This window comes from Roseovarius mucosus DSM 17069 (assembly GCF_000768555.3).
In the GTDB taxonomy this organism is placed as follows: domain Bacteria; phylum Pseudomonadota; class Alphaproteobacteria; order Rhodobacterales; family Rhodobacteraceae; genus Roseovarius; species Roseovarius mucosus.
In genome coordinates this window covers 689,120-712,749 of the sequence record NZ_KN293975.1, presented here as the reverse complement: position 1 = coordinate 712,749, position 23,630 = coordinate 689,120, and the positions used below count along the sequence as shown (strand labels likewise).

At 62.8% G+C, this 23,630-nt stretch carries 23 protein-coding genes; 14 read left to right on the top strand and 9 right to left on the bottom strand.

What is annotated here, in order from left to right; genetic code table 11:
- Positions 1 to 38 precede the first annotated feature (38 nt).
- Positions 39 to 1,205: an alpha-hydroxy acid oxidase gene (locus ROSMUC_RS03595; protein ID WP_037269605.1), complete on the top strand. Its 1,167-nt coding sequence runs from the start codon at positions 39 to 41 to the stop codon at positions 1,203 to 1,205.
- Positions 1,206 to 1,211: 6 nt separating this feature from the next.
- Here the strand turns inward: ROSMUC_RS03595 and ROSMUC_RS03590 are convergent, their stop codons facing one another.
- Positions 1,212 to 2,240, bottom strand: coding sequence for a hypothetical protein (locus tag ROSMUC_RS03590; protein WP_037269603.1), 1,029 nt, complete (start codon positions 2,238 to 2,240; stop codon positions 1,212 to 1,214).
- Positions 2,241 to 2,404: 164 nt separating this feature from the next.
- Here ROSMUC_RS03590 and ROSMUC_RS03585 point away from each other — a divergent pair, with 164 nt between their 5' ends.
- The 3 genes from ROSMUC_RS03585 to ROSMUC_RS03575 all read left to right on the top strand — a co-directional run bounded on the left by ROSMUC_RS03585 (position 2,405) and on the right by ROSMUC_RS03575 (position 5,189).
- Positions 2,405 to 3,031 carry a 50S ribosomal protein L25/general stress protein Ctc gene (locus ROSMUC_RS03585; protein WP_037269601.1) on the top strand — a complete coding sequence of 209 codons (627 nt, stop codon included), beginning with the start codon at positions 2,405 to 2,407 and terminating at the stop codon, positions 3,029 to 3,031.
- A 138-nt stretch (positions 3,032 to 3,169) separates the two neighbouring features.
- Entirely contained in the window at positions 3,170 to 3,850 is a 681-nt protein-coding gene (gene pth / locus ROSMUC_RS03580) for an aminoacyl-tRNA hydrolase (protein ID WP_037269599.1), read from the top strand.
- A 175-nt stretch (positions 3,851 to 4,025) separates the two neighbouring features.
- Positions 4,026 to 5,189: a serine hydrolase domain-containing protein gene (locus ROSMUC_RS03575; RefSeq protein WP_037269597.1), complete on the top strand. Its 1,164-nt coding sequence runs from the start codon at positions 4,026 to 4,028 to the stop codon at positions 5,187 to 5,189.
- Positions 5,190 to 5,281: 92 nt separating this feature from the next.
- On the opposite strand, the gene ileS is transcribed toward ROSMUC_RS03575, so the two are convergent.
- Positions 5,282 to 8,221 (bottom strand): isoleucine--tRNA ligase, encoded by a 2,940-nt coding sequence (ileS, locus tag ROSMUC_RS03570; protein WP_037269595.1) that lies wholly within the window; start codon positions 8,219 to 8,221, stop codon positions 5,282 to 5,284.
- 283 nt (positions 8,222 to 8,504) lie between these two features.
- Between ileS and ROSMUC_RS03565 the strand changes: the two genes are divergently transcribed.
- A complete protein-coding gene (locus ROSMUC_RS03565; protein WP_037269593.1) occupies positions 8,505 to 8,915 on the top strand; it encodes a group III truncated hemoglobin in 411 nt (136 codons plus the stop codon).
- Between the two features lie 183 nt (positions 8,916 to 9,098).
- The gene (locus ROSMUC_RS03560; protein WP_037269591.1) at positions 9,099 to 9,359 is read left to right on the top strand and encodes a hypothetical protein; all 261 of its coding nucleotides are present in this window, start codon (positions 9,099 to 9,101) and stop codon (positions 9,357 to 9,359) included.
- A 72-nt stretch (positions 9,360 to 9,431) separates the two neighbouring features.
- On the opposite strand, the gene ROSMUC_RS03555 is transcribed toward ROSMUC_RS03560, so the two are convergent.
- Positions 9,432 to 10,055 carry a helix-turn-helix domain-containing protein gene (locus ROSMUC_RS03555; RefSeq protein ID WP_037269588.1) on the bottom strand — a complete coding sequence of 208 codons (624 nt, stop codon included), beginning with the start codon at positions 10,053 to 10,055 and terminating at the stop codon, positions 9,432 to 9,434.
- A gap of 67 nt (positions 10,056 to 10,122) precedes the next feature.
- Here ROSMUC_RS03555 and ROSMUC_RS03550 point away from each other — a divergent pair, with 67 nt between their 5' ends.
- Positions 10,123 to 11,649: a class I adenylate-forming enzyme family protein gene (locus ROSMUC_RS03550; protein WP_037269586.1), complete on the top strand. Its 1,527-nt coding sequence runs from the start codon at positions 10,123 to 10,125 to the stop codon at positions 11,647 to 11,649.
- On the top strand, positions 11,636 to 12,271 hold the full coding sequence (locus ROSMUC_RS03545; protein WP_037269584.1) for a DsbA family oxidoreductase: 636 nt from the start codon (positions 11,636 to 11,638) through the stop codon (positions 12,269 to 12,271). Before ROSMUC_RS03550 ends, ROSMUC_RS03545 begins: the two co-directional genes overlap by 14 nt.
- A gap of 3 nt (positions 12,272 to 12,274) precedes the next feature.
- Here the strand turns inward: ROSMUC_RS03545 and ROSMUC_RS03540 are convergent, their stop codons facing one another.
- The 4 genes from ROSMUC_RS03540 to ROSMUC_RS03525 form a co-directional block, all read right to left on the bottom strand.
- The gene (locus ROSMUC_RS03540; protein ID WP_037269582.1) at positions 12,275 to 13,150 is read right to left on the bottom strand and encodes a DMT family transporter; all 876 of its coding nucleotides are present in this window, start codon (positions 13,148 to 13,150) and stop codon (positions 12,275 to 12,277) included.
- 79 nt (positions 13,151 to 13,229) lie between these two features.
- A complete protein-coding gene (locus ROSMUC_RS03535; RefSeq protein ID WP_037269581.1) occupies positions 13,230 to 14,114 on the bottom strand; it encodes a cation diffusion facilitator family transporter in 885 nt (294 codons plus the stop codon).
- A 25-nt stretch (positions 14,115 to 14,139) separates the two neighbouring features.
- Positions 14,140 to 14,556: a Fur family transcriptional regulator gene (locus tag ROSMUC_RS03530; RefSeq protein ID WP_037269580.1), complete on the bottom strand. Its 417-nt coding sequence runs from the start codon at positions 14,554 to 14,556 to the stop codon at positions 14,140 to 14,142.
- Positions 14,557 to 14,639: 83 nt separating this feature from the next.
- On the bottom strand, positions 14,640 to 14,978 hold the full coding sequence (locus ROSMUC_RS03525) for an SMR family transporter (protein WP_075571703.1): 339 nt from the start codon (positions 14,976 to 14,978) through the stop codon (positions 14,640 to 14,642).
- A 357-nt stretch (positions 14,979 to 15,335) separates the two neighbouring features.
- Here ROSMUC_RS03525 and ROSMUC_RS03520 point away from each other — a divergent pair, with 357 nt between their 5' ends.
- The 6 genes from ROSMUC_RS03520 (at position 15,336) to ROSMUC_RS03495 (ending at position 22,307) form a co-directional block, all read left to right on the top strand.
- On the top strand, positions 15,336 to 16,025 hold the full coding sequence (locus tag ROSMUC_RS03520; RefSeq protein WP_037269578.1) for a M48 family metallopeptidase: 690 nt from the start codon (positions 15,336 to 15,338) through the stop codon (positions 16,023 to 16,025).
- A 183-nt stretch (positions 16,026 to 16,208) separates the two neighbouring features.
- Positions 16,209 to 17,525, top strand: a complete 1,317-nt coding sequence (locus ROSMUC_RS03515) for a glutamine synthetase family protein (RefSeq protein WP_037269577.1) — start codon at positions 16,209 to 16,211, stop codon at positions 17,523 to 17,525.
- A 47-nt stretch (positions 17,526 to 17,572) separates the two neighbouring features.
- Positions 17,573 to 18,268 (top strand): type 1 glutamine amidotransferase, encoded by a 696-nt coding sequence (locus tag ROSMUC_RS03510; RefSeq protein WP_037269575.1) that lies wholly within the window; start codon positions 17,573 to 17,575, stop codon positions 18,266 to 18,268.
- On the top strand, positions 18,252 to 19,619 hold the full coding sequence (locus ROSMUC_RS03505; RefSeq protein WP_102105841.1) for a glutamine synthetase family protein: 1,368 nt from the start codon (positions 18,252 to 18,254) through the stop codon (positions 19,617 to 19,619). The genes ROSMUC_RS03510 and ROSMUC_RS03505 overlap by 17 nt, the downstream gene beginning before the upstream one ends.
- A 48-nt stretch (positions 19,620 to 19,667) precedes the next feature.
- Positions 19,668 to 20,972, top strand: a complete 1,305-nt coding sequence (locus ROSMUC_RS03500) for an NAD(P)/FAD-dependent oxidoreductase (RefSeq protein WP_037269573.1) — start codon at positions 19,668 to 19,670, stop codon at positions 20,970 to 20,972.
- Between the two features lie 126 nt (positions 20,973 to 21,098).
- Complete coding sequence (locus ROSMUC_RS03495; protein WP_037269571.1) at positions 21,099 to 22,307, top strand: DegT/DnrJ/EryC1/StrS family aminotransferase; 1,209 nt, start codon at positions 21,099 to 21,101, stop codon at positions 22,305 to 22,307.
- A 65-nt stretch (positions 22,308 to 22,372) separates the two neighbouring features.
- Here the strand turns inward: ROSMUC_RS03495 and ROSMUC_RS03490 are convergent, their stop codons facing one another.
- The gene (locus tag ROSMUC_RS03490; protein WP_037269570.1) at positions 22,373 to 22,948 is read right to left on the bottom strand and encodes a YceI family protein; all 576 of its coding nucleotides are present in this window, start codon (positions 22,946 to 22,948) and stop codon (positions 22,373 to 22,375) included.
- 137 nt (positions 22,949 to 23,085) lie between these two features.
- A complete protein-coding gene (locus ROSMUC_RS03485; RefSeq protein ID WP_245875103.1) occupies positions 23,086 to 23,595 on the bottom strand; it encodes a hypothetical protein in 510 nt (169 codons plus the stop codon).
- Between the last annotated feature and the right edge of the window lie 35 nt (positions 23,596 to 23,630).

The window sequence follows — 23,630 nt, the reverse complement described above, 5'->3', positions numbered from 1 at the left end:
CCGTTGGTAAAGGAAACTAACCAATTTCGGAGGACGCCATGCCCGTCATCACCAATATCGCCGATCTCAAACAGATTTACCGCCGCCGCGTCCCCAAGATGTTCTACGACTATGCCGAATCCGGCAGTTGGACCGAACAGACCTTCCGCGAGAACACCACCGATTTCGACAAGATCTACCTGCGCCAGCGTGTCGCCATCGACATGACCGGGCGCAGCACGGCAACCAAGATGATCGGGCAGGATGTGGCGATGCCCGTGGGCCTCGCGCCTGTCGGCCTGACCGGCATGCAACACGCGGATGGCGAGATCAAGGCCGCCCGCGCCGCCGAGAAATTCGGCGTGCCCTTCACCCTCTCCACCATGTCGATCTGCTCGATCGAGGATGTGGCCGAGAACACCACCAAACCCTTCTGGATGCAGGTCTATACCCTCAAGGACGACGACTTCATGCAGCGCCTTTTTGACCGGGCGCGCGATGCCAAATGTTCGGCGGCGATGATCACGGTCGACCTGCAAATGCTGGGACAGCGCCACAAGGACCTCAAGAATGGCCTCTCCGCCCCGCCCAAACTGACGCCGAAAAGCATCGCCAACATGATGACCAAGGTGCAGTGGGGCCTGGGCATGCTGGGCACCAAGCGCCGGTTCTTCGGCAATATCGTGGGCCATGCCAAGGGTGTCACCGATCCCTCCTCGCTCAGCACATGGACGGCAGAGGCCTTCGATCAGGCGCTCGATTGGGACCGCATCCGCCAATTTCGCAAGATGTGGGATGGCCCGCTCATCATCAAGGGCATCATGGACCCGCGCGATGCGCGCGAGGCGCTGAATGTCGGGGCCGATGCCATCATCGTGTCGAACCACGGCGGCCGGCAGCTCGACGGCGCGCTCTCGGCCATCCGCGCTCTGCCCGCCATCGTGGATGCCGTGGGCGACAAGATCGAGGTGCATCTTGATAGCGGCATCCGCTCAGGTCAGGACGTGCTCAAGGCTTTGGCGATGGGGGCCAAGGGCACCTATATCGGGCGTGCCTTCGTCTACGGTCTGGGGGCCATGGGCGAGGCGGGCGTCACCCGCGCGCTGGAGGTGATCCACAAGGAACTCGACAGCAGCATGGGCCTCTGTGGTCGTCGTGACGTCAAAACGCTCGACCGCGATATCCTGATGATACCCGAGGATTTCACCGGCCGCTGGATGGAGTGAGGCGCCTCAGCGCCCCAAAAGCCGCCGCAAAAGCCCGCCCCGCGCCTGCACCTTTGGTGCGGGCGCAAGGCCTTTGGCCGCCTTCCAGTCCGCCAGAACGGCGCGCGCCTCGTCCTCCAATGGCACCTCGGACGCGGCATCCTGTGCCACCTCGACATCGAACTTGCCGACATGCCCCGCCCGCCGCTCCAGATCGTGATTGCTGCCCTTCCAGCGGTCCACCACCTCCTGACGCAGGGCATGGGGCATCAAAAACCGCCGCTTCGGCACCTCGACCACACCCGGCGCCTCCGCAAAGAAACGGTCCAGAGCAACATCCACCTCAACCGCAGAGGCCCCGGCCTCCTGCATCTCACACTTCAGCAACCGCGCAGGCTCGATCAGCCCGGTGGGCGGGCTGACATTGGCGGTCGGCACCTCCTCACCCTCCGCATAGCAGAGGCTCCCCGCACCAATCTGCTCCAGCACGAAATTCACCGGATCGCGGCGCGCGCTCCCCGGCTGGATCACGGCTGTGAACACCCGATCCCGACCGACATATTTCCCCCAATAAAGAGTAAAGAGCGCAAAGTTCAGCACATCCTGCTCCGTGCGCTTTTCCAGCAACTCCCCGATGCTGCCGTTCCAGGTCCGCGCACCTTTGACATGCTGCTTGAAATCCGACTCGAGCCAGTGATCCTGCCTGCGAAACAGGGCGATCACCGAGACATCGAACCCCCGCGCGCGCAACGCCTCAACGAATTTGATCGCCGCCGCCGATTTATAAAGCGCCGAGAACACTTCCGAACTCAGCACAACATCGCCCGTCCCGCGCGAGAAAAAATCAAGCGCTTCCTCGATGGCCTCTTCCCTGTCCCGCAAGATCGAAATCGCCAGACGCGCGGCATTGCCCTGCCCCTCCGCCGCTGGCCCCTCCGGCATCTCATAGGCGATCCCCAAGCCCCGCAAAGCCTCTTGCTTTTGCAACAACGCCGCCTGTATCGTCGTGGTCGCGCATTTGGGCATGCCGACATGCAGGAAAACGCGGCGTGGCATCTTGATCAGGCTCCTCTTGCGTCACGGGATCGACGGATAGGTCACGCCACCCACCCCGGCAACAAGATTCCGCTTTTCAATTCCCCAAAACCCGGCTATTGGCGCAACCTCACGCGGGGGCTACAGCCTTGGAGGAGCCCCGCCCTAACCTATGGAGAAATTAAATGGCTGGAGAAATTCCTGATCTTCAAGCCCAGGAACGCGCGGGGACGGGCAAGGGCGCCGCTCGCGCAGCCCGTCGTGCGGGTATGGTTCCGGGTGTGGTGTTCGGTGGCGACAAAGAGCCGCTGGCGATCAACATTCCGTTCAACGCACTGCTCAAGCGCCTGAAAAAGGGCCGCTTCAAGTCGACGCTCTTCAACCTTCAGGTCGAAGGCCATGACGATGTGCGCGTGATCTGCCGCGACGTTCAGCGCGACGTGGTCAAGGATCTGCCGACCCATATCGACCTGATGCGCCTGCGCCGCACCACCCGGATCAACCTGTTCATTCACGTTGATTTCATCAATGCGGACCAGTGCAAGGCCCTGCGCAAGGGCGGCGTTCTGACCGTCGTGCGTCCCGAAGTCGAACTCAACGTGCTCGCCGGTGACATCCCCGATCACGTGACTGTGGACCTCTCGAAGGTCGAGAAAATCGGCGACGTGGTCACGATTTCGATGGTTGATCTGCCCGAAGGCTCCGAGCCGGTGATCAAGGACCGCGATTTCGTGATCTGCAACATCTCTGCCCCCTCCGCACTGCGCTCGCAGGGCGATGACGAAGAAGATGAAGAGGGCGAAGAGGACTGATCCCGCGGGACCAGACCCAACCCAATCAAACGCGGCCCCCATCGGGGCCGCGTTTTCTTTTGGCCCGCCCTGCGCCCTGTTGATTCCCGCCCCCCAAACCCCTAGACCGTCATCCATTCAGGATCGGGGGCACCACCCATGCAGCTCTTTGTAGGTCTCGGCAATCCGGGCGCGAAATACGAGCGGAACCGCCACAACATCGGCTTCATGGCGCTTGACCGCATCGCCGAGGATCACGGCTTTGGCCCGTGGCGCTCCAAGTTTCAGGGCATGGTCTCTGAGGGCACGCTGGACGGCGCGCGCGTCATCTTGCTCAAACCCATGACCTTCATGAACCTCAGCGGCCAATCCGTGGGCGAGGCGGTGCGCTTCTACAAACTCACGCCCGCCGATGTCACCGTCTTTCACGATGAATTGGACCTCGCCCCCGGCAAGCTGCGCTGCAAGACCGGCGGCGGGCACGCAGGCCACAATGGGTTGCGGTCGATCCATCAACATATCGGCGAGGCTTACGACCGCGTGCGCCTCGGCATCGGCCATCCGGGGCACAAGGACCGCGTGGCGGGCTATGTCCTTCAGGATTTCGCTAAATCCGAAAACGACTGGCTCGATGACCTGCTGCGCGGTATCGCCAAGGGCGCACCATGGCTGGCGCAGGGCAAACCCGACCGCTTTCAGAACGCCGTGGCACAGGCGATGACCCCGCCCAAGCCCTCGCGCCCCGCCCCCGTCGAAACCGAACGCAGCCCTTCGCCCGCGCCAGACCCCACCCCCGACCCCCGCTCGCCCCTGCAACGGCTCGCGGACAAGTTTCGCTAAAGCAACTTCAGAAAAAGTCGATAGAGTTTTTTGGTTCAAAACTGCGCCAAATCAAGGGGTTAAAGTGTTCGCCGTTTCAGGGAAATGCCGAAACGCCTTAGACGACGCCCCAACGTCAGACTTGATCCGACACGAGGGCCCTGCTCAACTATCCGCAGAATATGGGAGGGTGAAAATGCGCAAGGCAGTTAAATGGTTGGCCCGTATCGTGGTGGTTCTGGTCCTTGCGGCGGCGGCGGTGGGCCTCTGGAAGCGCGACCAGATCACCCGCCTCTGGGCGGTCAACAGCCTCTTTGACGAGGGTCGCATCGTCCAGAACTTCTCGCATATGGACCGCGCCTTTCTCTCGGTGCCCGTGCCGCGCGGCACGGGCCCTGTCTCGCCCCTGCCCGCGGGCCCGGCCATGACACTGCCCGCCGTGGCAACCGATTGGATTACCGCGCGCAATGTGACCTCGCTCATGGTCCTGCACCGGGGCGCCGTGGTGCATGAGAGCTATCACCTCGGCACCGCGCCCGAGGATCGCCGCATCAGCTGGTCCATGGCCAAGAGCTTCCTCTCGGCCCTCTTCGGCGTGATAGTGGCCGAAGGGCAGATCGAATCGCTCGACGATCCGGTCACGCGCTACGCCCCCAGCCTCACGGGCAGCGCCTATGACGGGGCCACGATCCGCAACGTGCTCCTGATGATGAGCGGCGTGGCTTTCAATGAGGATTATCTCGACTACGAGTCAGACATCAACCGCATGGGCCGCGTGCTGGCCTTGGGCGGTACGATGGATGGCTTTGCCGCCGGCCTTACCGCCCGTGATGCGGATCCCGGCGCGCGCTGGAAATATGTGTCGATCGACACGCATATTCTGGCCATGGTGCTGCGTGGGGCCACGGGGCGCAGCCTGCCGGACCTTCTGTCGGAAAAGATCATTCAGCCCTTGGGCTTTGAATCCGAACCCTATTACCTGACCGATGGCGAGGGCGTGGCCTTTGCCCTTGGCGGTCTCAACGTCACCACCCGCGATTACGCGCGCTTTGGCCTGATGGCCGCCAATCTGGGGCGCTACAACGGGCAACAGGTGGTGCCCGAGGACTGGATGCGCGCGGCCACCACGCCCACGGCCCCCACCGCCCCCGGCGATCTGCAATATGGCTTTCAATGGTGGATGCCCGCCGATGCCCGGCCGGGCGAATTCTTCGGCCACGGCATATACGGCCAATATATCTACATCGACCGCGCCCGCGATGTGGTGATCGTCGCCACCTCCGCCGACCGCGCCTTTCGCGAACCCGGCGTCAAAAACGACAATATCGCGGTTCTGCGCCAGATCACCGGGGCGCTTTGATCCCGAAACCCCGCCCCGGGCTTGACCCGGGGCCTCTCCTCTTGAGAAACGAGGTCCCGGGGCAAGCCCGGGACGGAGATTAGACGCCTGGCTTACCCCAGGGCCGCGTCACACCGCCCACAGGTGCCCGGATGCTTGTGCTGCCCCACATCCGGCAGGATCTTCCAGCAGCGTTGGCATTTCTCGCCCTCCGCCCGCTCAAAGACCACGCCAACCGTGTCCACCTCCGGCAGGCGGAACGCCTCGTCGGGGCGCGGATCGCCGGTCAGCATCAGATCCGAGGTGATGCAGATATCCGCGAAATCCACTGATTTCAGCGCCTTCAGCATCTCGGCATCGCGGATATGCACCACCGGCGCCGCCTCGAGACTGGCCCCGATCACCTTGTCGGTGCGTTGCACTTCCAGTGCCGCCGTCACCACGCGCCGCGCCTGCCGCACCATCGCCCATTTCGCCGCCAGCGGCTCATCAAGCCAATCGGCGGGCGTGTCTGGAATATCGGTGAGGTGAATCGAGCTCTCCTCACCCGGGAAGCGCGACAGCCAGACCTCCTCCATGGTGAACACCAACACCGGCGCCAGCCACGTGGTCAGGCGGTGGAACAGCAGGTCCAACACCGTGCGCGCCGCACGCCGCCGCGCGGTGTCGCCGTCACAATAGAGCGCGTCCTTGCGAATGTCGAAATAGAACGCACTCAGGTCAAGCGTGCAGAAGTTGAAGATTTGCTGGAAAACCCCTTGGAAATCATAGGTTACGTAGCCTTTCTTCACCTTGTGATCCAGCTCTGCCAGACGGTGCAGCACCCAACGCTCCAGTTCTGGCATATCCGCCGGGTCCACGCGATCCGCCTCGGTGAACGGGGCCAGCGCCCCCAGCATGAACCGCAGCGTATTGCGCAGGCGGCGATAGCCATCGGCCACCCCCTTGAGGATCTCCGGCCCGATCCGCAGGTCAGCTGTATAATCCGCCTGCGCAACCCAGAGCCGCAGAATATCCGCGCCATATTGCTTGACCACTTCCTCGGGCGCGACCGTATTGCCCAGGGATTTGGACATCTTGTTGCCCTTCTCATCGAGGGTAAAGCCATGCGTCAGCACCCCCCGATAGGGCGCGCGCCCGCGCGTCCCGCAAGCCTGCAACATCGACGAATGGAACCAACCGCGATGCTGATCCGTGCCCTCAAGATAGAGATCGGCCAATCCATCCTCGGACCCGTCCGCGCGGTCGCGCAGCACAAAGGCATGGGTCGAGCCAGAATCGAACCACACATCGAGAATGTCATCGACCTTGCGCCAGTCGTCCGGGTTCACGATGCCCTTGAGTAACCGCTCTTTCGCGCCCTCCTTGTACCAGGCATCCGCGCCCTCTTGCTCAAAGGCCGCAAGGATACGCGCGTTCACCTCTTCATTCCGCAAAAGGTAATCTGAATCCGTGGGTTGCGCGCCATTCTTGACAAAACAGGTGAGCGGCACACCCCAGGCCCGCTGACGGCTCAGCACCCAATCGGGCCGCGCCTCGATCATCGAATAGAGCCGGTTGCGCCCGGTTTTGGGCGTCCATGTCACCAGCTCGTCAATCGACCGCAGCGCGCGTTCGCGGATCGTGGTGCCATAGTCGTCCTGCCCGTCGCCCACCGCCCGGTCAATCGCCGCGAACCATTGCGGCGTGTTGCGATAGATCACGGGCGCTTTGGAGCGCCAGCTATGCGGATAGGAATGCTTGATCTTGCCCCGCGCAAGCAACCCGCCCACCTCGGCCAATTTATCAATCACCGCCTTGTTGGCATTGCCCTCCTTGCCCTTGCGGTCAAGGATGAACTTGCCGCCAAAGAACGGCAGGTCAGGCCGGAAAGAGCCATCTTCGAGCACGTTATAGGTGATCACTTTCTCAAGCCAGGTCCCACCGTCGGGATGCTCGCCCAGGTCCCGGTACAGCTCGAATTCCTCCATCCCGTGGCTGGGCGCACAATGAACGAACCCGGTGCCTTCTTCGTCACTCACGAAATCGGCGGCCCGGAAATCGCGCAGGTCATCCCATTCACCGTCGCCGCCTTCGGCCCTGGCCAGGGGATGCTGAAGCTGCATATCTGCCAATTCCGCCGTCGGCACGTCCCGCACACGCCGATACATCGACGGCTCCAGCCGCGCGCGCGTCATCACATCCTCGGCGCGCGTGTCGGCGAGGATGAATTTCTCCCCCACCGCCGCCCAGCACTCGCCCGGCGTCCCGGTCACCTCATAGAGGCCATAGGAAATCCCCTCGCCATAAACCACGGCCTTGTTCGACGGCATGGTCCAGGGCGTCGTGGTCCAGATCACGACCGATGTATCCTCCAGACCGGGGCGCGGCGTGACGACCCGAAACTTCACCCAAACCGTGAAACTTTCCTTGTCGTGATACTCGACCTCCGCCTCGGCCAGCGCGGTCTTCTCGATCGGCGACCACATCACGGGCTTCGACCCTTGATAGAGCACGCCGGTCATCAGGAATTTCTGGAATTCCTCCGCGATGATCCGCTCGGCGCGGAAATCCATGGTGAGGTAAGGGCGATCCCAACAGCCGGTGATCCCCAGTCGCTTGAATTCCTCGCGCTGAATGTCGATCCAGCCCTCGGCGAACTTGCGGCATTCCTGACGGAAATCGACCACATCCACCTTGTCCTTGTCCATGCCCTTGGCGCGGTATTGTTCTTCGATCTTCCACTCGATCGGCAGCCCGTGACAATCCCAGCCCGGGATATAGCGCGCATCGCGGCCCATCATCTGCTGGCTGCGCACCACCATATCCTTGAGAATCTTGTTCAGCGCGTGACCGATATGCAGATGCCCGTTGGCATAAGGGGGGCCATCGTGCAGCGTGAACGGCTTGCGCCCCGCCGCGTTCTCGCGCAGCTTCTCATAGACCCCGATCCGTGCCCACCGTGCCAGCCATTCAGGCTCGCGCGCAGGCAGGCCCGCCCGCATCGGGAAATCGGTCTCGGGCAGGTTCAACGTGTCTTTGTAATCAGGCGTCTGGGTCGTGTCGGCGCACATGGTTTGCGTCCTTGTCACTGGTCTGGAATTTGGGGGGTGAGAGGCGGCGCGGGTGCCCATACGCCTTGTCCCGGCAGCTCGATTGTCTCAGAGCGCCGGGCATGTAATTCGAATAATGATCGCACTGCGTCTCATCATGCCCCGCCTTATAGGCGCGCTCCGGCCAAGCGTCCAGAGGGCGGGTGTCCGCTTTCTTGAAAAGAAAGCGGATCGAAATCTTTTCAAGATTTCGGGTCCACGTTGGGGGATTGCCTCTTGCGACATCCCGCGCCACATAAGGGCCATGGCCACCACCCTGCCCCCGCGTTTTCCCATCACCCGCCCCGAGATCGAGCGGGTCGTGACCGCGTTCTACGCGGCCGTGCGCGCGCATCCCGGCCTTGGGCCGATCTTCGCGGTGCATGTCACCGACTGGCCGTCGCACGAGGCCAAGGTGGCCGACTTCTGGGCCAACTCCATCCTGCATGAACGCGTCTACGACGGCAGCCCGATGGCCGCCCATGTCAACGCCCGCAATGTGCAACCGGGCATGTTCTCGACCTGGCTCGCCCTCTTCGATGCGGTGCTCGCGCGCGAACTCTCTCCCGATCAGGCCGCCGCCTGGTCGGCGCTGGCGCATCGCATCGGGCGGTCCTTGCGCGCGGGCGTGGTGGATCGCAGCACCCTTCCCGGCGGCATCCCCAAACTGCGCTGATCCCGGCCAATCCTTGCCGAATCCGCCTGCCGCTTGCGGCCATATCTGGCCGACGGCGGGAACCTGCCCGGCGCGCGCCCCCAAAATGGCGGCAAAGCGCCGGAAAACACTACCGCGCTTTCAAACCCTCGGGGGCGGCCCCACCTCTGGACTATGCTGAGCGCAGTCAGAGAGGAGCCAGCCATGTACACCCCCCAAGACGATGTCCACCGCCAAGCCAACCGTGACCTAAACCGCTACGGCCCACCCGGCCATGATCCGGGTGCCGGTGCGCGCGGCGGGCTGACGGGTCTGCTCATCGTCGTGATCCTGATGGGCGGGCTGATCGCCTTCAGCATGCTCAGCCCGAGCCGCGACAGCACGCCACCCGCGATTGATGCTGCCCCAAGCAGCGTGATCGACGGCGCGCAATCGCGACAAACCCCTGCCGCCCCGGTCGATTGACGACCACACTCACGGCGCAGACGGCCCGGCCAGAGCCTCCAGCATGGCCGGGCCACTTGCGCCCACGCTGCCTTAGTCGAGCGACGTCACCCAGAGCACGGTCGCATCCTCGGCACTCACCGAAATCACGTTATGCCCCATGGTGGCATCATAATAGGCGCTATCGCCCCGGCGCATCTCGATGGGCTCGTAAAACTCGGTAAAGAGCCGCACCACCCCGGTCAGCACATAGAGAAATTCCTCGCCATCATGGCGCACCCAACCACCGAAATCCTCGACCGCGCGGGCGCGGATGCGTGCGCGATAGGGCATCATGCGTTTCTGGCTCAGCGTATCGGCCAGCAGATCATGCTCATAGGTCGCCGTCGCCATGGGCCTGCCTTCGCCCCCCCGCGTCACCGCCATGCGCCCGTTGATCCGGTCGCGCGACGGCGGGGTAAAGAGCTGCGGCACCGAGATTTCCAACCCCTGCGCCAGCTTCTTCAGCGCCTCATAGGTGGGCGACATCTGGCCATTCTCGATCTTCGATAGGGTCGAGCGCGCCAGCCCCGCCTGTTTCGCCGCCTGTTCCAGCGTCCAGCCCCGCGCCTTGCGCAATTGTCGCACCCGAACGCCCAGATCAAGCGGCTCCGGCACCGTGTCAGCGCCGGTTTCGCGCGTGACGCGCAGCAGAGGGGGCAAGGCTTGATCCGTCATAGGCCCACGCTATAGGCCAAGCGCAAGGCCACTTGCAACCGTCCCCAGAGGCCCCTAAGCCAAGGCCATGAGCGCCATATTCGATCAGGGCCCAAGCGCCCCCTGCCCCCGCCCCTTCAACCTCGCAGCCCATGTTCTGGGCCGGGCCGAAGCGCATCCCGACAAGATCGCCCTCGCAGTCCTCAGCCTGACCAAATCCGACCGCTGGAGCTATGGCCGCCTCGCGGCCGCCGTGCGCGGCACCGGCACCGGCCTCTTGCGCGCGGGTCTCACCCCCGGCGACCGGGTGCTGATGCGGCTGGGCAATACGGTCGAGTTTCCGATTGCCTATCTCGGGGCCATTGCCGTGGGCCTCATCCCGATCCCCACCTCCAGCCAATTGACCGAGCCCGAGGTGGCAGGCATCCTCAAAACCACGCAACCCGCGCTGATCCTGCGCGCCGAGGGCGTGGCCTGCCCGGACACCGACATTCCTACGCTCACTGAGCCCAACCTTGAAGAAATGCGCGCCCTTCCTCCCGCCGATTGGAACATGGACGACCCCGACCGCCCCGCCTATATCATCTACACATCCGGCACCTCCGGCATTCCGCGCGCCGTGGTCCATGCCCATCGCGCCATCTGGGCGCGGCAGATGATGTTTGACGGCTGGTACGGGCTGCGCCCCGACGACCGGCTCTGCCACGCGGGCGCCTTCAACTGGACCTTCACCCTTGGCACCGGCCTGATGGACCCCTGGACCATGGGGGCCACCGCCCTCATCCCTGCCCCCGGTATCACGCCCGAGCAATTGCCCCTTCTGCTCAAACGCCATGACGCCACGATCTTTGCCGCCGCCCCCGGCGTTTATCGCAAGCTTGTGCACCCCGGTCAGCGCCTTGATCTGCCGCATCTGCGGCACGGACTGGCGGCGGGCGAGAAACTCTCGGATACCATCCGCCAGCATTGGCAGGACGCCACCGGCACGCCGATCCTTGAGGCTTACGGCATGTCCGAATGCTCGACCTTCATCTCAGGCAGCCCCGATCACCCCGCCGCACCCGGCACGCTGGGGCGCCCCCAGACAGGCCGCCGCGTCGCCATCCTCGCCGACGGCACGCCCGCGCCCCTTGGCACCGAGGGCACCATCGCCGTCCACCGCTCCGATCCTGGCCTCATGCTGGGCTATCTCGGCGCGCCCGAGGCCACGGCCGAAAAATTCACCGACGACTGGTTCCTGACCGGCGATCAGGGGAGCATGGATGCCGCAGGCCACATCACCTATCTGGGCCGCGCCGACGACATGATGAACGCAGGCGGCTACCGCGTTTCCCCGATGGAGGTCGAGGCCGTGCTCAGCACGCATCCCGGCATCACCGCCGTTGCGGTGACCGACATCGAGGTGAAAGAGGATGCGCGCGTCGTCATGGCCTTCTATACTGGCCCCGAGACACTCGACCCCGCCACGCTTGATGCTTTCGCGCGGGCACGGCTCGCGGGCTACAAGGCCCCGCGCGCCTATCACCACATCGCGGCCCTTCCCACCGGGGCCAATGGCAAAATCCTGCGCCGCGCCTTGCGGCCGATCTACGAGGACCTCCATGGTCAAGCTTGACATCATCTCCGACCCGATCTGCCCCTGGTGCTACATCGGCAAGACGCTGCTCGATCAGGCCATGGCACAGCGCCCCGATCACCCGTTCGAAATCGAATGGCATCCGTTCCAGCTCAACCCCGACATGCCCGCCGAAGGCATGGACCGGCGCGACTACCTAGAGACGAAGTTTGGCGGCAAAGAGGGCGCGATCCGCGCCTATGCCCCCGTGCTGGAACGCGCCGAGGCGGCCGGGCTGACCATTGATTTCGCCGCCATCAAACGCACCCCCAACACGCTCGACGCGCATCGCCTGCTGCATTGGGCTGGCATCGAGGGCTGTCAGGACCGCATGGCCATGGCGCTCTTTCGGGCCTATTTCAACGAGGGCCGCGACATCGGTGACCCCGAGGTTCTGGCCGATCTCGCCGACAGCCTCAGCCTTGACGGCGCGATGATCCAGCGCCTGTTGGCCACAGAGGCGGACCGTGACGCGATCCGCGCCCGCGATGCGCAATTCCGCGAAATGGGCATTTCGGGCGTGCCCACCTTCATCGTCGGCGGCCAGCACGCGGTGCCGGGATGCCAGCCCGCAGAGCTTTGGGTCAAGGTGATCGACGACCTGACCGCCGCCGCAAGCTGACCCTCACGCCAGCGCCATCCGCCGCGCCAACCGCCGCTCGCGCCAGAACGTGTAGATGCCCGAGGCAATGATGATCCCCGCCCCCGCCAGCGTCCAGACATCGGGCCGCTCGTCAAAGAGCGTGACCCCGATGATCAGCGCAAACACCAGCCGCGAATAGCGAAACGGCGTGATCACCGCCACATCGCCCAACCGCATCGCGGCCACGATGGCGTAATAGGCCGACACCCCGCACAAGAGCGCCAGCACCAGATCACGCCAGTTCACCGCAGTGGGCATCGCAGGCGTGCCATGAAACGCCAGCAAAATCACCCCCGTCGGCACCAGCGTGGCAAAGGCATAGGTCGACAGCTGCATGGATGAGATCGTGCGCGACACCCGGCGCGTTGCCAGATCCCGCGCCGCAAGCCCAAAGACCGCCAAGACCGCAAAGAGCGACGCCGGCTCAAACCCCGCCATGCCGGGCCGGATCACCATCAGCACACCACAAAACCCCACAAGGATCGCCGCCCACCGCCGCCAGCCCACCGCCTCGCCCAGGAAAAGCGCCGCCCCCAGCGTGACCGCGAGCGGTGTCGCCTGTAAAATCGCCGAGGCCGAAGACAGCGGCGTCAGCGCAATCGCCATCACGAACCCCAGCGTTCCCACCAGTTCGCCGCAATTGCGCAGGATCACAGGCCGCGACACCAGATCGCGCGACCAGAGCCGCCCGCCCTGCGTCCGCGTGATCGTGCCAAAGATCAGCGCGCCCCCCAAACCCAGCAGAATTATGATCTGACCCACCGGCAAGCTATCCGCCAACCGTTTGACGAACATATCCTCCAGCGCGAAACCGCCCATCGAGAGGACCATCAGAATACTGCCGCGCAGATTTTCCATGTCAGACTTTCTTGGCCGGGTTGCGGATCGGTTGAACGCCCGTGATAGCTCGGATCATTCGCCCAAAAAAGCGGCAGAGCTATGACAGCACGACATGACCGCTATGCTTGGCCTTGTGCTCGGGCTCGACATGGATCGTCACCCGCGCGCCCGGCAGCGCCGCCATCAGCGCCGCCTCGATCCGGTCACAGAGGTCATGCGCCGCCTCGACCGTGGTCTTGCCCGGCATCACCAGATGAAATTCGATGAAGGTCACAGGCCCGGCATGGCGCGTGCGCAGATCATGCGCCTGCAAGGCGGCATCGTCGCTGGCGGCCGCCTCGATCACCTGCCGGATCGTGACCAGTTCCGCCTCGGATACCGCCTCATCCATCAACCCGCTCAGCGACGCCTTGATCACCATGCTCCCGGACCACAGGATATTGAGCGCGACCAGGACCGCCATCGCCGGATCAAGCCAGAGCCAGCCCGTCGCCAACGCCAGCGCAACGCCAAACAGCACGCCCACCGAAGACACAACATCGGTCATCAGATGCTTGCCATCCGCCACCAGCGCCGGCGAGCGATAGCGCCGCCCGTTGCGGATGAGCGCCAGCGCCCAGAGCGCGTTGATCCCCCCCGCCGCCATGTTGATCGCCATGCCCAGAAAGGGCTCGTCCATTGCGCGCGGGGCCTGAAACCCGTCATAGGCTTCGCGCAGGATAAAGAGCGCCGCAATGACGATCAAAACCCCCTCGAGCACCGCCGAGAAAAACTCCGCCTTGTGATGCCCAAAGGGGTGATTGTCATCCGCAGGCCGCCGCGCCACCATGAGCGCCACGATCACCGCCAAGGCCGTCGCCAGATTGACCAGGCTCTCCAGCGCATCCGACATCAAAGCGAGCGACCCGGTAAGCGCCCAGGCCAAGACCTTGAGCGCCATCACCAACAGCCCCACGACCACGCTGCCAATCGCCAGCCGCATCACCCGCGTGGCGGCGCTCCCTGCCTCAGTCACCGGATTTGACCGGCACGCCGTAGAGTTCGAGCCGATGCCCGATCAGGCGATACCCCAACTTTTCCGCGATCTTGTCTTGCAACGCCTCGATCTCGGGATCGACGAATTCGATCACCTCGCCCGAATTCATGTCGATCAGGTGATCGTGGTGGTCGCGCTCGGCATCTTCATAGCGCGCACGCCCGTCGCCGAATTCCAGCTTGTCGAGAATGCCCGCCTCTTCAAACAGCTTGACGGTGCGATAGACCGTCGCGATCGAAATCCGCGGATCACGCCCCGAAGCGCGGGCGTATAGCTCTTCGACATCGGGGTGATCGTCCGACCCCTCCAGAACCGACGCAATCGTGCGGCGCTGCTCCGTCATGCGCAGCCCCTTGGCCTCGCAACGCTCGGTGATGGTCTCTGTCATGGGCGGCCTCGTCTTGTCTTGCGGCGGTGCCATAACGGCACGGGGCGGTGCTGACCAGCCCCTTTGCCGCCCTGCCTGCGCGGTCAATGCGGTGCTGTGCGCGAGAATAGCTGAATGACAACGATCCCCGCAAGGATCATACCCGTGCCGATGATGGCGGGAAGATCGAGTTTCTGGCCAAAGATCACATAGCCGATACAGGCGATGAACACGATCCCCAGCCCCGACCAGATCGCATAGACAACCCCGACCGGCATCACCTTTAGCGTTTGCGCCAGCAGAAAAAAACTGATGCCATAGGCCACCACCACCAAAACCGACGGCCACAAGCGGGTGAATTGCTGGCTTGCCTGCAACGCCGTAGTGCCTGCGGTTTCGGCAAGAATGGCAAGAAACAGGATCAGGTAAACCTGTGGGATCATGACGCACACTCCGGTCTCGGGCAATTGGCCCCAGACTTATGCGAGGGGGCAAGCGACGTCCACCGGGAAAGGGTGGCTTTCATCTGCGCCTTGCACGGAAACCCCGCGCGGAACAAGGCGCGGGACGCGCCGCCGCGCGGATCGCTGGGCAGTCCCGCGGCCTAGCGATTGTGAGAGGGAGCGCCTCACGGAGAGGTTATACGAACTTTGCTGGCATAAAGTGGCAGCCACAGACCTTGCATCGCTAGTCCCCGGCCCAACGATCCGCGCTACTCATCGCTTGATGCAAACCTCAGCGAACCCCCATCCCCTCAAACCCTGCTTGCCAGCCACCCCACCCCACCCCATATTCCTCTCATGTTGAAATTCACCCCGATCCTGCTCGCCATTCTCTACGCGCTCGCCATGTATCGTTTCTCGGTCTGGCGCACCTCGCGGGAATTGGATGCTCAATCAACCGAATTGGCCGACCCCAAGCTCAAGGCGATGACAGACCAGCTCGCGCGTGCGCTCGACCTGCCCCGCGTTCGCGTGCATATCTATGAGATTGACCCGGTGAACGGCTTGGCCGCCCCAGATGGGCGCATCTTCATCACCCGTGGCTTTTATCGTAAATTCCAGACCGGCGAGGTTTCCGCCGAAGAAATGGCCTCTGTGATCGCGCATGAGTTGGGCCATGTCGCCTTGGGTCATTCCCGCCGCCGGATGATCGACTTTTCCGGGCAGAACGCCCTGCGCACGGCCCTCGCCATGATCTTGTCGCGCTTCAGTCCCGGTCTCGGCGTCTGGATCGCCAATGGTCTGACCACCCTGCTCGCTGCCCGCCTCTCGCGCGGCGACGAGTATGAGGCCGACGCCTATGCCGCCGCGCTCCTGACCAAGGCGGGCATCGGCACGGCCCCGCAAAAATCGCTGTTCGAAAAACTCGAAGCGTTAACAAGCAGCGCGGGCGGCGCCATGCCTGCTTGGCTGCTCAGCCACCCCAAGACCGCTGAACGCATCGCCGCGATCGAAAAACTTGAGAGTCGCTGGAAGAGCCTTCCTTGATTGTCAGTGATCCTCGGACCTGACCCGAGGATCTGCCGCCTTCCGACGACCTTACAAAATCACCTGACAAAGCTTACAAACCTTACCATTCGTCACCTTCAAAATTTTTTGATCAAATTATCTTGGCAAGCCCCCCACTGCCGGGCTAGGCTGTCACAAAATCATCATCAGGACTTACTTCCAATGGATCTTACACAGTTCCAGACCTTCCGCGTGGCTGCCTGTGACCTCAATGGCCGGATGCGGGGCAAACGTCTTCCCGCCGCACATGCGGACAAACTATCAACCGGTAGCGTGCGGATGCCGCTTTCCTCTCTAAATCTGGATATCTTCGGTGCAGACATCGAAAACTCGCCGCTGGTGTTCGACACCGGCGATATCGATGGCGTGCTCCTGCCCACCGACCGTGGCCCCGTGCCCCTGCCTTGGCTCGACGTGCCCCAAGGCCTTGTGCCCATGGTCATGCACCACGAAGACGGCACCCCCTTTGCCGGTGATCCGCGCCATGCCCTCGTGTCCGTCCTCGACCGCTACGCCGCACGCGGTTGGCACGTAGAGGCCGCGACCGAGTTGGAATTCACGTTGGTTGACGGAAAAGGCAATACTCTCAAGAACATAAGAGACCCCCGCAATGGCCGACGGATGAAATCGCCAGGCATTCTTTCGCTCGGCCAGATGGATGCATTCGACGGGTTTCTCAGCGCCTTGTACGACGCCGGGTTGGAAATGGGTCTGCCGGTCGAGACCGCCGTCAGCGAGGCGGGCATCGGTCAGTTCGAACTGACCCTGCATCACCAGAACGCCTTACGCGCCGCCGATGATACTTGGCTTTTTAAGACACTCATCAAGGGCTTGGCCCGTCAGCACGGCTATGTCGCCACCTTCATGGCCAAGCCTTTCGAGGATGACACCGGCAACGGTATGCACATGCATTTCTCGGTGATGGACAAGGCCGGGAACAATGTTTTCAACGATGGAACTGCAGAAGGCACGGACATCCTGCGCGCCGCCGTGGCGGGCTGTCTTGCAGCAATGCCGCCCTCAACGCTGATTTTTGCGCCGCATGCCAACAGTTATGCAAGGCTGGTGCCCGGCGCCCATGCGCCAACCGGTGCAGGCTGGGGCTATGAAAACCGCACCACCGCTGTGCGCATCCCCGGCGGCCCCCCTGCCGCGCGCCGGATCGAGCACCGCGTCGCAGGCGGCGACATCAACCCTTACCTCAGTTTTGCCGCCATTCTCGGCGCGGCAATCACCGGGATCGAAGACGGGCTGACCCCGCCGCCGCCCATCAGCGGCAATGCCTACGAGGTCGAGATGCCACAACTGGCGGCGGATTGGGCCACAGCGATCGACTGGTTCGCCGAGAATCCGATGATTGCGCGCATCTTTCACCCCGACCTCATCCGCAACCTCGTGATGACCAAACGTCAGGAATTGGCCTATATGTCCCCCATTCCCAAAGAAGACCACTGGAAGACCTATCTCGAAACGGTGTAGCCTGAACCAGCAACCCCGCGTTAATTTGATCAAATCAAGAGACCGCCATGAAAATCGGCATCCTGAAAACCGGCCACGCCCCCGACATCGTGCAAGACGAGTTGGGCGACTACGAGGTGATGTTCGCCCAGTTGCTCGACGGGCATGGCTTTGAATTCGATCATTACAACGTGGTTGATGAAGACTTCCCTACCGGACCGGACGCTGCCGACGGCTGGCTCATCACCGGCTCGAAACACGGGGCCTACGAAGACCATCCCTGGATTCCCCCGCTGGAGCAGTTGATCCGGGATATCCACGCCTCGGGGCGACCGCTGGTGGGGGTCTGCTTTGGTCATCAGATCATCGCGCAGGCCATGGGCGGCAAGGTCGAGAAATTCGGCGGCGGCTGGCAGGTGGGTGTCACCGACTATGATATCGAGGGGCAACGCCTGCCTCTCAACGCCTGGCATCAGGATCAGGTGACAGAACTGCCGAAAGGGGCACAAGTCGTTGGAAGCAACGCGTTTTGCGAAAACGCTGCCCTGCTCTACGGCGACCGGATATACACGATCCAGCCGCACCCAGAATTCACCGCCACAATGATCGACCGCCTCATCCACCACCGCGCCCCCGGCGTGGTGCCGCCCGACCTGATTGCCGAGGCCAAGGCCAAACTTGACCAACCGACCGCAAATGCCACGATAGCCGCCCGTATGGCGGAGTTTTTCAAACGAGGTGCCAGCCATGGCCGATCTGAATGACCTGACCAATTCCCTGCCCGCCTCCGCGCAGGCCTATCTCGAGAATAGGCGTCTCGACGAGGTCGAGTGTATCATCTCAGATCTGCCCGGTATCGCGCGCGGCAAGGCGGTGCCAGCGACGAAATTCGCACGCCAGAAATACTTTCACCTGCCCGATTCCATCTTTTTCCAAACCATCACAGGTGATTGGGGCGAAGCAGCCGGCGAAGGCGGCTTTATCGAGCGCGACATGATCCTGCGCCCGGACATGTCGACCGCCACCGCCGCGCCCTGGACTGCGGACTGGACGCTTCAGGTGATCCATGACGCATTTGACCGCGAAGGCGCGCCTATTCCCTTTTCTCCGCGCAACGTTCTGCGCCGGGTGGTCGACATGTATCACGCCCATGGCATGAAGCCCGTGGTCGCGCCCGAAATGGAATTCTTCCTCGTGGCGCGAAACCTCGACCCGGCGCATGAGATCAAGCCGATGATGGGCCGCTCTGGCCGCCCCGCCGCCGCGCGTCAGGCTTATTCGATGACCGCAGTCGACGAATTCGGCCCCGTGATTGACGACATCTACGATTTTGCCGAGGCCCAAGGTTTCGAGATCGACGGCATCACGCAGGAGGGCGGCGCCGGGCAGCTGGAAATCAACCTGCGCCATGGCGATCCGATCAAGCTGGCGGATGAAGTGTTTTATTTCAAACGGTTGATCCGCGAAGCCGCCCTGCGCCATGACTGCTTCGCCACCTTCATGGCCAAGCCCATCGCCGACGAGCCGGGCAGCGCCATGCATATCCACCACTCTATCCTCGACATGGAAACGGGCCGCAATATCTTCGCCGGGCCGCAGGGCGGCGAAACTGACGCTTTTTTCCACTTCATCGGCGGCTTGCAGAAACACCTGCCGTCGGCCATCGCGGTCCTGGCCCCCTACGTCAATTCCTACCGCCGCTACGTCAAGGATCACGCCGCTCCGATCAACCTGGCCTGGGGCCGTGACAACCGAACCACCGGCATTCGGGTTCCCCTCTCGGGCCCCGAGGCGCGGCGCGTGGAAAACCGCATGGCCGGCATGGATTGCAACCCCTATCTCGGCATCGCGGCCAGCCTTGCCTGCGGCCTCTTGGGAATTCTCAACGAAGATTGGCCCGACAAGCAATTCAAGGGCGATGCCTACTCCGGCGAGCCGGATATCCCCAACGTTATGGGTGACGCGCTCGATATGTTCGAGGAAGCCAAGGCGCTGCACGAGATTCTCGGGCCGGAATTCGCCCGTGTCTACGCCATCGTGAAACGCACCGAATACGAGGAATTCCTCCAGGTCATCAGCCCATGGGAGCGTGAGCATCTCCTCCTCAACGTCTGAGCCGCGCGGCACCGGCGTACGATTGAGTATTTGCACCAAGAAGAAGCCATGAACCTGCTCTATTCCAACGACCGGCGCGGCCTCTATCCGCCAAGCTGGTATGCGGCCACGGCCTCGACCCTGCCGGAATTCGCGCCCCTGCGCGGGCAAACGAGGGCCGATGTCTGTGTGGTGGGCGCGGGATATACCGGCCTCTCGGCGGCACTGCATCTGGCGGAGGCGGGGTTTGATGTGGTGCTGCTCGAGGCGCAGCGCGTGGGCTTTGGCGCGTCGGGGCGCAATGGCGGGCAATTGGGCAGCGGGCAGCGCATGGAGCAGACCGCGCTCGAGCGGCTGGTGGGCGCGGATGATGCCGCGCATCTGTGGCGGCTGGCGGAAGAAGCCAAGGATCTGGTCAAGTCGCTGGTGGCGCGCCATGGCATCGACTGTTACCTGAAACCGGGTGTGGCGCATGCCTGTTTTACGGCGCGCGAAATGGCGGAAGAGCATGCCTATGCCGATCATCTGGCCAATCGCTATGACTATGATCAGATCGAAAAGCTGGATGCTGAAGGCTTTGCAACGCTCTGCCCCTCACCCGCCTATCACGGCGGCACGCTGGATATGGGGGCCGCGCATCTGCATCCTCTGGCCTATGCGCTTGGCCTTGCGCGCGCGGCAGCGGCGGCAGGGGTGCGTATCCACGAAGGATCAGCGGTGCATCAGATCACGCGCGGCCCCAAGCTGCGCGTGGCCACGGATGCAGGCGCGGTCGAGGCGGATCATCTCATTCTGGCCTGCAACGGCTATCTCGGCGGCCTTGATCGCAAAGTCGCCGCGCGGGTGATGCCGATCAACAATTTCATCGTGGCGACAGAGCCACTGGGCGATGACGCCGCCCGCGTTCTGACGCGGGATGTCGCGGTGGCCGATACGAAATTCGTGGTCAATTACTTTCGCCTCAGCCATGACAAGCGCCTGCTCTTTGGCGGCGGCGAAAGCTATGGCTATCGCTTCCCCAAGGATATTCGCGCCACCGTCCGCAAACCGATGCTCGAGATTTTTCCGCATTTACAGGATGTTGCGCTTGAATATGCATGGGGCGGCACGCTGGCGATCACTCTGCGGCGGATGCCCTATCTGGCGCGCCTTGCCCCCAATATCCTGTCTGCCTCGGGCTATTCCGGGCATGGTGTGGGCACCGCCACACATGCAGGCCGCCTGATGGCCGAGGCCCTGCGCGGCGAGGCATCGGGCTTTGACTGCATGGCGCGGGTGCCTGCGCCAGCCTTTCCGGGGGGCGTCGCGCTGCGCAGCCCGCTTCTGGTGCTGGCGATGACTTGGTTCTCGCTGCGCGACCGTCTCGGTCTTTGACCCCGCCCATTTCAGCGTAATTCTGCCCTTTGCCCCGGTATCAGCTGGGTTTCCTTTGACAAACTGTCACAATTCACTCCTATATGTTCCGGAAAACCGAAATCTAACTTCAGGAAATCCGAAAACATGGTCCTTGCTCCCAATGTCTATGACGCGGAACCCATCCCCGAGGCCGCCCGTGCGGAGATCGACCGGATGCTGCAATCGGGCGATCTCTTCCGCTACACGGCCCCGGAGAACGCCCCGGTGACGCTGTTGGAACGGGAGTTTGCCGCATTGCTGGGCACGAAATATGCGCTGGCTGTGTCATCCTGTTCTGCGGCCTTGTTCCTGTCGCTCAAGGCACTGGGCCTGCCGCGCGATGCGCGGGTGTTGATCCCCGGCTTCACCTTTGCCGCCGTGCCCTCTTCGGTGCTGCATGCCGATTGTCTGCCCGTGCTGTGCGAGGTGGGCGAAAATTACCGGATAGACATCGCGGATTTCACATCTCGACTGGATACGGTGCAGGCCGTGATCATCAGCCATATGCGCGGCCACACATCTGATATGGATGCCATCATGGACCTCTGCGACGCACGCGGCATCCCGGTGATCGAGGATGCGGCGCATTCGCTCGGCACGACCTGGGGCGGGCGCAACATCGGCACCATCGGCAAGATCGGCTGTTTCAGCTTTCAATCCTACAAGCTGGTCAATGCCGGTGAAGGCGGGATCATGGTCAGTGATGACGCCGATCTCATCGCCCGCGCGGTCATCATGTCCGGCGCCTATGAACACAACTGGGCCAAACACCTGAGCGCACCCGATGAAGAGCTTGAAGCAGCGTTCGCGCGCGCTCAGAACCAGCTTCCGCTCTATAATCTGCGGCTCAACAATCTGTCGGCGGCCATTATCCGTCCGCAATTGGCAGAGGTGGCGCGGCGCGTGCGCGACGGGCGGGCCAATCACGATTATGTCGCAACGCGGCTCAACACCTCGCCTTGGATGCAGGTGCCCGAGAAACTGCTTTCCGAAGAACGCGCGCCGGATTCGATCCAGTTCAATCTGGTGGGAATGACCGAAGAAGAAACACGCGCCTTCGCCCAGGCCGCGGCGGCGCGCGGCGTCAAGGTGCAGGTGTTCGGCCTGAGCACCGACAATGCCCGCGCGTTTTGGAACTGGCAGTTTTTGCCGGGTGCGGCCCCGGTGCTGCCGAAAACCCGCGCCATGTTGATGCGCGCCTGCGATACCCGCCTGCCCGCGCACCTGACCCGTACCGATCTCGATCTGATCGCCGATGCGCTGGTTATGGCAGCAGAGGATGTGATGGGCCGCAAACGCGCTTACGGCACCTGACCTGACCCCTTATGAAAAGGGCCGCCCGCAATCGGCGGACGGCCCTGATGTTCTTTGAGACCAGTTTACTCGGCTTTGCCGGCTTCGATCGAAATCTGCACCTCGACCTCGTCGCTGACGAAGGGGGTGAATTTGTCCACGCCAAAATCCGAGCGCAACAGCGTTGTGGTGGCGTCAAACCCAAGCCACGGCTTGTTGTTCATCGGGTGCGCATCCGCCTTTTGATTGAGGCGAGCATCCAGCACGACCGACTTGGTCACGCCGTTCATGGTCAGATCGCCGGTGATCTTGGCGGTGGTGTCGCCCGTGACCTCGATCCCGGTTGAGGTAAAGGTGACCATATCGCCTTCGGTCGCGCCAAAGAAATCCTCAGACATGAAATGCTCTTCGCGCTTTTCCCAGCCGGTGAACATCGACATCACCGGCATCGACACGTTGACCGAAGACGCGGCCGGATCTTCGGCATCGAACATGATCTCACCAGCAAAGCCAGAAAACATGCCATGGGTGGTGGAAAAGCCCAAGTGATTGTAGGAAAACACAACTTGGCTGTGGCTGGGGTCCAGCTCGTATTTTTCAGGGGCAGCAACAGCGCCGGTCGCGGTGAGCGCAAGCGCCGTGGCGAGCAGGATATTCTTCATCGGAAACCTCCAGAGAGTGAAATGTGACGTACATGATCACATTTGGCGCTCCGGGCCCAAATCACAATCCCGTAGTTTCAAACAACCTCTGTGGATTGGCGAACACCTGCCGCAGTAGCGCGTGATACCTGCCCGGCTCAGGCAGGAAAGCCCAAGGCACGGCGCAGGGCCTTGGCCGTGGCGCGATCTTCGATCTTCATCGCGACAATCTGACGACCAGCAGCATCCCGCGCCGTCAGCACCCGGTCCCGCATCGAGAGTTCCGACAGCGTGTCGAGGTCATGCACTGCGACGCGCGCCACCCGCCCACCCGCAACAGGGGCAATCACATGCAGACGTCGGTTCATCACATCGACCTGAATTTCAGGCCCGGTGTGCGCCGAACGCGCGCGGCTCAGGCACATCAGACCCGCAAAGAGCAGCGTCACGAAGAACAGCAGCTTGATCATCATCATCGCGGAGTCCTGCGCGCCAGCCGACACCAGCCAGAGGCCAAAAGCCGAAAAGATCAGCGCACTGCCGCACAAGGTCTGCGTGGCGCGACCAAGATCAGGTGCCGGGGCCTCTGGCAAAGCATGGCCGGTGGTCTCGTGGTAATCGAACGGTGCATGCGTGAACTCGCGCTCAAAATCCGGCAGGGCAACCATGGTCATACTCCTTTTCACCTCGAACACGACCAACC